Genomic DNA, 10,677 nt, shown 5'->3' on the forward strand with positions numbered 1-10,677 from the left:
ACGTCTCCGCGTCCGGGCCGTTGAGGTAGATCTTCACCAGGTCCGCGCCGTCGTCGAGCTGTGCCAGGGCAGCGGCGAGCAGCCCGTCGCCGTCCGCCACCTCCACCCCCAGGCCGGTGGGCAGGGCCCCCTGCCGCGAGATCCACGTGCCGGCCGCCCGGACGTAGGGGTACTCGCGCCGGCCCGCCCATCGCTCGCGCACCCCGAGCGCGAGGCCGCTGACCCGGCCGTCCACGGGGTCCGTGCCGACCGGGGAGCCCACGTCCCGGGCCCAGCGGACGCCGGGGGCGCCGACAGGTCCCGTTCCTCCATCCCGCCTCTACCATGGCCGGGTCAGGAGCAGCCGCCGGGGTGTGGCGCCGATCGACCCGGAGCCACCCCGGTCGTCGCAGCAAGAGGGACCCACCCGATGCCCACGAGATCTGCGTTCACATCGTTCGCGGACCCCCGATCAGGAATCGACTCCCGATGACCCAGACCTTCGCCGCTCCGCGCATCGAGTCCGAGCCGCTGGCCGACGGCCGGCTGGTGCTGCGTTCGACCGAACTCCTCGCCGAGCACCCGATCAGCGTCGTGCACTCCTTCCGGTCGCGCAGCGAGGTGCATCCCGACGCGGTGCTGGTCGCCGAGCGGGTTGACGACGCGTGGGCGCGCTCGACGTGGGGTGAGATGCGGACCCTGGCCGACCGGCTGGCCCAGGGACTGCTCGACCGAGGGCTGGCCGACCGGCCGGTGATGGTGCTGTCCGGCAACAGCCGACTGCACCTGGCCGTCATGCTGGCGGCGATGACGGTGGGTGCGCCGGTCGTCCCCACCAGCGTCGCCTACTCACTGCTGAGCGCCGACCACGCCAAGCTGCGTGCGATGGTGGATCTGGTGGAGCCCGGCCTCATCGTGGCCGAGGACACCTCGTTCGACCGAGCCGTCACTGCGGTGCGGGGACAGCGGGTCGTTCTCAGCCGGGACGGCGACATCGCGGGGTCGATCCCGTTGGCCGGGTTCGGCGCGGACCCCACCGCCGAGGTGGACCGCCGGTGCGCGGCCCTGGGCCGCGGTGACCTGGCGAAGATCCTCTTCACCTCCGGCTCGACCGGTACGCCCAAGGGCGTCCTCACCACGCACGGGATGCTGTCGGCCAACCAGCAGCAGATGAGCCAGGCCTGGCCGTTCCTCGCCGAGGAGCCGCCGGTGCTGCTCGACTGGCTTCCGTGGAGCCACACGTTCGGCGGGAGCTGCTGCCTGGGTCTGGTGCTCACCCACGGCGGCTCCCTGTGGATCGACGACGGCCGTCCTGCGCCGCCGCTGATCGGCCGGACGGCGCGGAACGTCCTCGATGTGCATCCGACCGTCTACCTCAACGTGCCGGCGGGCTGGGCTGCGCTCGTGCCGCTCCTGGAGCAGGACACGGACGCGGCGGCATCGTTCTTCGAGCGGCTGCGGATCGGCTTCTTCGCCGCGGCGGCGCTGCCCCAGCAGCTGTGGGACCGAATCGAGAAGATGGCCGCAGAGCACGGCGCGCGGATGCAGATGACCACCGCGTGGGGGCTCACGGAGACCTCGCCGGCCGCCACCGCGGCGCACTTCGCGATCACCCGCAGCGACGTGCTGGGTGTGCCGCTGCCCGGACTGGAGCTCGCGCTGGTCCCGGTGGGGGAGAAGACGGAGATCCGGGTACGTGGGGTGAACGTGACACCGGGATACCACCGGCGTCCGGACTTGACCAGGGCCGCGTTCGACGCGCACGGCTTCTTCCGCACCGGCGACGCCGGCACGCTGGCCGATCCGGAGGACGTGACAGCCGGCCTGCTGTTCGACGGCCGGATCGCAGAGGACTTCAAGCTGGCCACCGGGACCTTCGTGAGCGTCGGGACCCTGCGACCCACGTTGCTCTCGGCGGCACAGGGCCTGCTGACCGATGCGGTCATCTGCGGTCAGGACGGGGACTGGGTCACTGCCATGGTCTGGCTGGCTCCTGCGCACGCCGCACGCGTCGACCGAGCGGGCGTTCCCGAGGAGTCGCTGCGGGAGGAGCTGGTCGCCACGATGCGGCGGCTGGCCTCCGATGGTGGGGGGTCCTCCCGGTGCGTCGAGCGCCTCCTGGTGCTGACCGAGCCGGCGCAGCTGGACGCCGGCGAGATCACCGACAAGGGCTACGTGAACCAGGCCGCCGTCCGGGGTCGCCGCACGGACCTGGTGGCCCTGCTCGCCCAGGAGCCGCCCCCGCCGCAGGTCGTCGTCCGCAGCTGAGCGGTGCACATGGCGAGTCGGCCCGGCGAAGCGTCTTCGAGCTGCAGCACGGTGTCCGCCGCCCGGCGGGTCACTGGGCTGCACACCGTCCCGTGCGGTCCCGCTGTTGGACGAACGCGGCGAGCTCATCGAGTGACTCGGTGCCGCGGTTGGACGTGAGAGCCGACCGACGCGCCGGCGGGGCGCCGGCTCCGGGCGTTGCGTGACACCGTCCGTCGGGCGGCGGAGCGCAGGTCGGAGGTGGCCGCCGTCCCGCTGATCCGAGGCGTGCCCGGGCGGCGTGCCAGTCTGAGCGGGTGGACGGGGGAGGGGAACGGCGCGCGTCGACGCTGCTGCTCGCCGCCGTCCTGCTGGTCGGCGTCAACCTGCGCGGGGCGATCGCCGCGGTCTCGCCGGTACTGCCCGAGATGCGCGCCGACCTGGGCCTCTCGCCGTCGCTCGTCAGCCTGGTGACCACCCTGCCGGTGCTCTGCTTCGCCGCCGCGGCACCGGCCGCGGCCTGGTTCGGACGGCGGGTGGGCGCCCGCCCGTCGATCCTGGCGGCGTTGCTGCTGCTCGCCGTCGCGACCGTGGCGCGCGTGCTCGGCGGCTCGGCCGTGCTGCTGGCCGGCACCGTGGCGATCGGTCTGGCGATGACGGTCGGCAACGTGCTGCTGCCGCCGGTCGTGAAGGGCCAGTTCGGTGCTGACGCCGGCCGGGTGACCGGCCTGTACACCGCCGCCCTGGCCGCCGGCGCGGCCCTGACCGCCGCGCTCACCGCCCCGATCGCCCAGCTCTGGGGGTGGCGGGGGGCGCTGGCCTGCTGGGCGGTGCTGGCGCTGGTCGCGGCCGTGCTGTGGCAGGTCGCCGCCGTCCGGGCCGGGCGGGCGAGGCCCGTGCGGGTCGCACCCGCGTCGACGGTCGGGGAACGCGGGGCGGCCGCCGGGCCATCGGTGTGGCGGCACCCGGTGGCGTGGGCGGTGGGACTGCTGCTCGCCCTCCAGACGATGCTCTACTACGCGGTCACCACCTGGCTGCCGACCGTGCTCGCCGACCGGCTGCACGCCAGCGTCTCGACGGGGGCGGCTGCCGCGTCGCTGTTCCAGCTGGTCGGGATCGTCGGGGCGCTGCTCGTGCCTGCGCTGATCGGGCGCTGGCGCGGGCAGGTGGGCCTCGGGCTGGTCGTGGGCGCCGCCTGGGTGGTGCTCTTCGCCGGCTTGCTCGGCTGGCCGGCTGGCTGGGGGCTGTGGGTGACCGTCGGCGGTCTGGCGCAGGGGGCCGGCGTCGCCCTGTCGTTCACCGTGATCGTGTTGCGCGCCCACGACGAGGGCGCCGCCCGCCGGATCTCCGGGATGGCCCAGCTGGTCGGCTACGGGATCGGCGCGACGGGACCGTTGCTCGCCGGTGGTCTCTACGGCGCGACCGGAGGCTGGGTGGTCCCGTTGGCGACGCTGGCCGGGATCGGCGTCGGCTGGACCGCGGTGGCGGCCGTGGCCGGGCGACCGGTCACCATCGGCGGACCTCCGGTCACCCGGGACGACGGCTCGGCGCCGGCCGGCGCCGACCTGGGAGGAACGCGCGCACGACGCTCCCGGTGAGGCGGCGAGGGCCGCGGACCGGACGACGACCTCGGGCGGGCATCACCGGCCCCGCGCGTCGCGAGTGCGGTGGAGCGGCGCCCGGACGACCGGCAGCGGTGGCTGTCGCTGACGAGGAGGTCAGAGGGTGCCGCCGGACGGGGCGGCGCAGCGCTCGACGGCGGCCACCTCCTCGGCGGTCAGGTCGGCGCCGGTGAGCGCCTGCAGGTTGGCCTCCAGCTGGGCGACCGAGCTGGCGCCGATGATGGCGGTGGTGACCCGCGGGTCGCGGAGCACCCAGCGCAGCGCCAGCTGAGCCAGGGTCTGGCCGCGCGTGCCGGCGATCTCGTCCAGTGCCCTGGCCCGGCTGACCAGGTCCTCGGTGACGTCGTCGGAGGACAGGTAGGCGCTGCGGGTGGCTCGCGAACCCTCCGGGACCCCGTGCAGGTAGCGGTCGGTGAGCCTGCCCTGGGCCAGCGGGGAGAACACGGCGACCCCCGCCCCGGCGGCGGCGGCCGCGTCGAGGACGCCGGCCTCCACGTGCCGGTCGAAGATCGAGTAGCGGGGCTGGTGCAGCGTCAGCGGGGTGCCCAGGTCGGCCAGCAGCTCGGCGGCGCGGGCGGTGTCGGCGGGGGAGTAGTTGGAGATGCCGACGTAGAGCGCCTTCCCGGCCCGGACGACGGCGTCCAGCGCGCCCATCGTCTCCTCCAGCGGGGTGTCGGGGTCCCGGCGGTGGGAGTAGAAGACGTCGACGTGGTCCAGGCCGGTCCGGCGCAGGGACTGGTCCAGACTGGCCACCAGGTACTTGCGCGAGCCGCCGTCGCCGTAGGGGCCGGGCCACATGTCGTAGCCGGCCTTGGTGGAGATGAGCAGTTCGTCGCGGTACGGGCGCAGGTCGCTGGCCAGCACCGCCCCGAAGGTGGTCTCGGCCGCGCCGTAGGGCGGACCGTAGTTGTTGGCCAGGTCGATGTGGGTGACCCCGAGGTCGACAGCCCGCCGCAGGATCGCCCGCGGGGTGCACAGCGGCCGGTCGGCACCGAAGTTCTGCCACAGCCCGAGGGAGATCGGCGGCAGCAGCAGGCCGCTGCGCCCGGCCCGCCGGTACTCCGTCGTCGCGTAGCGGTCGACGGCGGGGGTCCAGGTCCGGTCGTCGGTGATCACGCGGCGATGATGGCAGCCCAGAGGTCGAGCAGCTCAGCGACCCAGGGCTGTCTCGACCTGGTGGGCGCTCGCCAGCAGGGTGACGTCCTCGCCCGGCAGGCCCTCCAGCGAGAGGCCGATCGGCAGCCCGGCGCCCGTCGTCCCGGCCGGCAGGGAGAGGGCCGGCATGCCCGCGGTCGAGCCGGGACCGGTGTTGCGGATGGTGGTGAGGAAGACCGGCACCTGCCGGCCGTCGAGCTCGGTCGTCTCGTCGTCGCCGATCGGTGGAGCGGGCAGCGGCACCGTCGGGTACACGAGGGCGTCCAGCCGCGCGGCGCCGGCGGGCCGGAGCGCGGCCGTGTAGGCGGCGCGCAGGCGGTCCCTCGTGGCCATCGCCTGCCGGTAGAGCTCGTCGGTGACGGCCCCGCTCGCCGCGGCCTCCAGGGCGCCGCGGACGTCCGGCGAGGCCACCTGGGCCAGCACGTCGGCCAGGGTCAGTGCGCTCTCCGGTCCGGGCAGCGTCGCCAGGTAGGCCGGCAGGTCCCGGGCGACCTCGAAGAAGACGATGGGGAAGCCGCACTCCGCGTCGAGCGCATGGGCGTCCACGACCTGGACCTCGACCAGCTCGACGCCCCCGGCGGCCAGCCGCTCCAGTGCCTGCTCGGTGCAGGCGGCGACCTCGGGATGGAGGTCGTCGTAGAACCCGGCGCGCGGGACCCCCAGCCGCAGCGGTCGGCCGGACGGCGCCGGGGCGGTCTCGCCGGTGACGATCTCGTCGACGAGCACCACGTCGGCCACCGAGGTCGCGAGCACCCCGGCCGTGTCCCGCGTGCGCGAGATGGGCACGGTGCGGCCGGTGCCCCAGCGGCCGGTGGTGGGGCGCCACCCCACGACTCCGCAGTGCGCCGCCGGCACCCGGAGCGATCCACCGGTGTCGGTGCCCAGCGCCAGGGGCACGACGCCGGTCGCGACGGCGACGGCCGACCCGCCCGAGGAGCCCCCGGCCGAGCGGGTGGTGTCGTGCGGGTTGCGCACCGGCCCGAAGGCGGCGTTGTTGCTGGTGATGCCGAGCGCCAGCTCGTGCAGGTTCGTCTTGCCGATCACCGCCGCCCCGGCCGCGCGCAACCGCGCCACCGCGTGCTGGTCGCGACCCGGTCGGGAGGCGCGGAGGGCGGGCGTCCCGCCGGTGGTGGGCAGGTCGGAGGTGTCCAGGTTGTCCTTGACCGCGAGCGGGACGCCGGCGAGCGGACCGGCTCCCGGGTCCACGTGCTCGGCGACCGAGATGAAGGCGCCGAGGTCGGCGACGTCGCGGGCCGCCTGGATGCTGGCGGCGATCACCGCCTCCGCCGAGGACGAGGCGATCCGCTGGCGCACCTGGTCGACTCCGGAGGGCTGCACGGACGGCATCCTGGCACGTCCCGGGGATCAGCCCATCGTCTTCTGGCCGTCGATCGACTCCCGCAGGATGTCCGCGTGACCGGCGTGCTGGGCGGTCTCCGCGATGATGTGCAGGAACACCCGGCGGGCCGACCACCGGGCGCCCGGCTCGAACCACGGTGCCTCCGGCAGGGCGTGGTCGGCGTCCAGGTCGGGCAGGCCGGCGACCAGGTCGTCCGTGCGCTGCGCGACCGTCTCGTACTCGGCCAGCACACCGGCCAGCGTCTCCCCGGGGGCCAGGTGCCAGTGCCGGCTGAAGGCATCGGGACCCCAGTTGCGGTTCATCGCCTCCGCGCCGCCCTCGGCGAACCGTGCCCAGCCCGCCTCCGTGCCGGCGACGTGCTTGATGAGCCCGGCGAGGTCCAGCGCGCTGACGGTCGGTCGCCGCTGGGCCTGCTCGTCGGTCAGGTCGCGGACGGTGAACCGGAGGAAGGCCCGGTGCCGCCGCAGCGACTCGAGCAGGTCGGCGCGCTCGCGGGTGAGGGTGGTCAGGGCGGTCATCGGGTCGCCTTCCGTCGTCCTCCGGCAGGTCGGTGCCGACGCTAGGGGCAGGAGCTCCCCGGTGGGGGCGATCCCTGCGTCGTCGCGGAGGTCAGGAGTCGGCCAGCCAGGACAGCAGGCGGCCCCGCGACCAGCAGCGGCCGAGGGCCTGGACGCGCAGGGTCGACCGGTCGAGCACGGCCAGGCCGACGATGCTGTGGCCCGACGCGCGGCGGTCGCCCAGCGTCGGGATCTCCGGTGCCACCCCGACCCCCTCAGCCGACACCCACGCCACCGGCCGGTCGGCGGCCGCGTCCTGCAGGCGGTGCAGGACGCGCAGCCGACCCGCGGGCGGGAGTCGGGACAGCGCCCACGTGGTGGTGACGACGGGCAGCGCGTCGGCGGGCACCCGGGCCAGGGCGTCGGGGAGCAGCTCGACGGCGCCGCCGCGGAGCAGCTGCGGTGGGTCGGTGGCCGCCAGGGCCAGCTCGGAGTCGAGCCGCGCGGCCCGCTCCGGCTGGTCGGGCGCCAGGCAGGCGCGCAGCCACCGGACGTCGTCGGCGTCGGTCACGTCCACCGGGTCGCGGTCGATCCCGACCCGGGCGACGACCGCGGGCACCGCGCGGGCCGGGACGGGCCGGGCCCCCACGAGCGAGGCCGACAGCTGCACCGGGGACGACGGGTCGCCCAGCGTCCGGCCGTCGCTGTAGCTGATGCCCACCCGGCCGACGTCCAGGTCGAGCCCGGCGCCGCAGCCCAGGCTGATCAGGCCGAGGGCGTCCGCGCCGACCCGGCGGGCCGCCTCGGCGACGGCCGGGTACAGCACCGGGCTGTGCCCGGTCTCCTCCGGCCGGGTCCGCCGGCGGACGGCGAGGGCCACGACCGCGTCGGTGCTGCGCAGCAGCGTGTCGACCGCCGCGACGGCGGCGGCGTCGCCGTCCGCGGCGGCGTAGGCCGCCGCCAGCGCCGGAGCGCGTCCGGCGAGGGCGAGGTCGTGCAGCGCGGCGAGCACCACCGTCGGGTGCCGCCTGCGCGCCGGGACGGCCGCGACCGCGCGCAGCGCGTCGTCGGACCCGCTCACCGCGACGGCGATCCGTGCGTGCAGGGGCGAGGTCCCGGCGGTGTCGGCGGCACCGAAGCTCCGGTACACCTCGGCGAGGGTGTGGGCCCTGCCCATCCCGACCCCCGCTCGCCGTCACCGCTCCCTCGACGAGGTGGCGAAGGGCCTCCACACTGCACCCCTTCCGCGGGGTGGCTGCGGGGTGGGCCATCGGACCCTGGCCGACCCGTGCGGCCGCGAGGACCGTCGACGGTGTCGGCGGCTCTCCGCACGGCACCGAGGAGGAGCGATGGGCGTCGAGACGACTCGTCCGGTGATGGACGAGTACCTGCACGCACTGATCGGTGGTCAGGACTTCGGGCGCTTCTTCGCACCCGACGTCGTCTGGACCACCATGGAGACCGGGGAGACGGTCCGTGGTCGGGAGGCGGTGCGCGACCTCATCGTCGCGATCCACACGCAGGCCTTCCGAGCGAGCCCCGAGCTGGTCCAGCTGATGACCGGTGAGGGGTCCGCGATGGTGGAAGCGGTGTTCGACGGCACGCACGTGGGGGACTTCGGGGGCGTGGCGGCGACGGGTCGGCACGTCCGGATGCCGTACTGCATGGCGTACGACGTGTCCGGGGACGTGATCACCGCGTTGCGCTCCTACTTCCCGATGGCGGCGATCAGCGCCCAGCTCACCGCGGCCAGCCGTTCCGCCGGCGCACCGGCCTGAGCGGGCGCCGTGCGGTCAGGTGGTCCGGCGGGCGTTGAGCCGGGCGGCCTGGCGGGTCAGGTGGTCCCGCTCGGCGAGGGCGGGCGCCGCACGGGCCGCCTCGACGTACAGCCGGGCCGCGGTCGCGAGATCGCCGTCGCGCTCGTGCAGGTACGCCGCCACGGCGACGTACCGCGGCACTGCGTCGTCCAGCTCCGCGAGCGCGGCCAGGCCGGCGCGCGGGCCGTCCGCCTCGCCCACCGCCACCGCGCGGTTGAGCCGGACGACCGGGCTGCCGGTCAGCCGCACCAGCTCGTCGTACCACTCGACGATCTGCACCCAGTCGGTCTCCTCGGCGGTCCGCGCGTCCGCGTGCAGGGCGGCGATCGCGGCCTGGGCCTGGAACTCACCGAGCCGGTCCCGGGCCAGTGCGGCCTGCAGGACCTCGACGCCCTCGGCGATGGCCCGGGTGTCCCACCGGCTGCGGTCCTGCTCGGCCAGCGGCACCAGGCTGCCGTCGGGGGCGGTCCGGGCCGGCCGCCGGGCGGCCGTCAGCAGCATCAGGGCGAGCAGCCCGGCCACCTCGGGGTGGTCGACCGCGGTGGCGAGCTGCCGGGTCAGCCGGATCGCCTCCGCGACCAGGTCGACGTCGCCGGAGTACCCCTCGTTGAACACCAGGTACAGGACCCGCAGCACGGTGGCGACGTCGCCGGGGGAGTCGAACCGCACGCCGGAGACGGTGCGCTTGGCCCGGCTGATCCGCTGCGCCATCGTCGCCTCGGGCACCAGGTACGCCTGCGCGATCTGGCGGGTGGTCAGCCCGCCGACGGCGCGCAGCGTGAGCGCCACCGCGGACGACGGGGTCAACGAGGGGTGCGCGCAGAGGAAGTACAGCTGCAGCGTGTCGTCGACCGCGGGCACCGGCCCGGGCGGCGGCTCGACCTCGACGACGTCCTCCCGCCGGCGGCGGGCGGCGTCCGCCCGGGTCGCGTCGAGGAACCGGCGCCAGGCGACGGTGACCAGCCAGCCCCTGGGGTCCCGCGGCGGGTCGGCCGGCCAGACCCGGAGCGCCTCCACCAGGGCGTCCTGCACGGCGTCCTCGGCCGCCGCGAAGTCGGCTCCGCGGCGGCCGAGGACGGTCAGCACGCCGGGCGTGAGGCTCCGGAGGAGGACCTCGTCCACCCGACCGCTCACTCGGTGGTGGTGGCTGCCTCGGTCAGGAACGGCCGCAGCTCGAGCCACTCGTGGATCGGCTTCCCGCCTGCTCCCGGAGCGGCCGAGAGCTCCCCGGCCAGCTCGAGCGCCCGCTCGTAGGAGTCGACGTCGATGGCCATCCAGCCGGCGATGAGGTCCTTGGTCTCGGCGAACGGGCCGTCGGTGACCGGCGGCCGGCCCTCGCCGTCGAAGCGGACCCAGGTCCCCTCGGCGGAGAGCGCCTGGGCGTCGACCAACTCGCCGGTCTGCTCGAGCTCGGCCGCGAAGTCGTTCATGTACTGCATGTGGGCGGAGATCTCCTCCGGCGTCCACTGGTCCATCCGCACGTCGTTCACCGCAGCCGGTGCGCCGCGGTAGTGCTTGAGCAGCAGGTACTTGGCCATCGTGGTCCTCCTCGGTGTGGGCGACCCATCCTGGTCGCTCCACCCCGGGGACGGAGCCGGCCGGCGGTTCTCGACATCGCCGTGCCGCGGACGCCAGAGGGCCCGCCGACCCCGTGGTCGGCGGGCCCTCTGGCTCAGCTGGTGCTGCGGGTCGACCCGGTCGTCACGCCACGTCGGTGCGGGCGTCGGCGAGGTACTCGCGCACTGCCGGCTCCGGGACCCGGAAGGAGCGGCCGACGCGGACGGCGGCCATCTCGCCGCCGTGCACGAGGCGGTACACGGTCATCTTCGACACCCGCATGATCGCCGCGACCTCGGCCACGGTGAGGAAGGAGACGGCCGGCCGCGGAGCGGGCCGCTGCACGACGGGACCCGCGGCCATCGGGCGCTGGCCCATGGGACGCTGGACCATCGGGCCGCCGCCGGGCACGGCGGGACGGGTGTAGGGACGCTGGCCGTAGG

The 10,677-nt window shown here is 75.3% G+C and carries 10 protein-coding genes; 3 read left to right on the plus strand and 7 right to left on the minus strand.

Annotated features, from left to right (window positions below; genetic code table 11):
* Nucleotides 1-468 precede the first annotated feature (468 nt).
* Together FHL80_RS17020 and FHL80_RS17025 are read left to right on the plus strand one after the other, a co-directional pair.
* Nucleotides 469-2,247 (plus strand): AMP-binding protein, encoded by a 1,779-nt coding sequence (locus tag FHL80_RS17020; protein ID WP_216870809.1) that lies wholly within the window; start codon nucleotides 469-471, stop codon nucleotides 2,245-2,247.
* A 296-nt stretch (nucleotides 2,248-2,543) separates the two neighbouring features.
* On the plus strand, nucleotides 2,544-3,824 hold the full coding sequence (locus tag FHL80_RS17025; RefSeq protein WP_138734566.1) for an MFS transporter: 1,281 nt from the start codon (nucleotides 2,544-2,546) through the stop codon (nucleotides 3,822-3,824).
* Between the two features lie 120 nt (nucleotides 3,825-3,944).
* Here FHL80_RS17025 and FHL80_RS17030 read toward each other — a convergent pair whose 3' ends face one another.
* The 4 genes from FHL80_RS17030 to FHL80_RS17045 all read right to left on the minus strand — a co-directional run bounded on the left by FHL80_RS17030 (nucleotide 3,945) and on the right by FHL80_RS17045 (nucleotide 8,010).
* Complete coding sequence (locus FHL80_RS17030) at nucleotides 3,945-4,964, minus strand: aldo/keto reductase (protein ID WP_138734567.1); 1,020 nt, start codon at nucleotides 4,962-4,964, stop codon at nucleotides 3,945-3,947.
* 33 nt (nucleotides 4,965-4,997) lie between these two features.
* Nucleotides 4,998-6,341 (minus strand): amidase family protein, encoded by a 1,344-nt coding sequence (locus FHL80_RS17035; RefSeq protein ID WP_246078745.1) that lies wholly within the window; start codon nucleotides 6,339-6,341, stop codon nucleotides 4,998-5,000.
* A 27-nt stretch (nucleotides 6,342-6,368) separates the two neighbouring features.
* Nucleotides 6,369-6,881 carry a DinB family protein gene (locus FHL80_RS17040; RefSeq protein WP_138734569.1) on the minus strand — a complete coding sequence of 171 codons (513 nt, stop codon included), beginning with the start codon at nucleotides 6,879-6,881 and terminating at the stop codon, nucleotides 6,369-6,371.
* A gap of 91 nt (nucleotides 6,882-6,972) precedes the next feature.
* A complete protein-coding gene (locus tag FHL80_RS17045; protein ID WP_246078746.1) occupies nucleotides 6,973-8,010 on the minus strand; it encodes a DUF2332 domain-containing protein in 1,038 nt (345 codons plus the stop codon).
* Nucleotides 8,011-8,209: 199 nt separating this feature from the next.
* Between FHL80_RS17045 and FHL80_RS17050 the strand changes: the two genes are divergently transcribed.
* Nucleotides 8,210-8,638, plus strand: a complete 429-nt coding sequence (locus tag FHL80_RS17050) for an ester cyclase (protein WP_138734571.1) — start codon at nucleotides 8,210-8,212, stop codon at nucleotides 8,636-8,638.
* Nucleotides 8,639-8,653: 15 nt separating this feature from the next.
* Here the strand turns inward: FHL80_RS17050 and FHL80_RS17055 are convergent, their stop codons facing one another.
* The 3 genes from FHL80_RS17055 to FHL80_RS17065 form a co-directional block, all read right to left on the minus strand.
* Nucleotides 8,654-9,799, minus strand: coding sequence for an RNA polymerase sigma factor (locus tag FHL80_RS17055; RefSeq protein WP_138734574.1), 1,146 nt, complete (start codon nucleotides 9,797-9,799; stop codon nucleotides 8,654-8,656).
* A gap of 8 nt (nucleotides 9,800-9,807) precedes the next feature.
* A complete protein-coding gene (locus tag FHL80_RS17060; protein ID WP_138734572.1) occupies nucleotides 9,808-10,215 on the minus strand; it encodes a YciI family protein in 408 nt (135 codons plus the stop codon).
* A gap of 163 nt (nucleotides 10,216-10,378) precedes the next feature.
* On the minus strand, nucleotides 10,379-10,677 hold a 299-nt coding region (locus FHL80_RS17065), incomplete at its 5' end, for a helix-turn-helix domain-containing protein (protein ID WP_246078747.1).

It is taken from the genome of Modestobacter excelsi (assembly GCF_005930495.1).
Lineage (GTDB): Bacteria > Actinomycetota > Actinomycetes > Mycobacteriales > Geodermatophilaceae > Modestobacter > Modestobacter excelsi.

Excerpts from the sequence above, each read along its gene's own strand:
- FHL80_RS17040 (WP_138734569.1), bottom strand. The coding sequence starts at position 6,881 with ATGACCGCCCTGACCACCCTCACCCGCGAGCGCGCCGACCTGCTCGAG.
- FHL80_RS17020 (WP_216870809.1), top strand. The coding sequence starts at position 469 with ATGACCCAGACCTTCGCCGCTCCGCGCATCGAGTCCGAGCCGCTGGCC.
- FHL80_RS17060 (WP_138734572.1), bottom strand. The coding sequence starts at position 10,215 with ATGGCCAAGTACCTGCTGCTCAAGCACTACCGCGGCGCACCGGCTGCG.
- FHL80_RS17050 (WP_138734571.1), top strand. The coding sequence starts at position 8,210 with ATGGGCGTCGAGACGACTCGTCCGGTGATGGACGAGTACCTGCACGCA.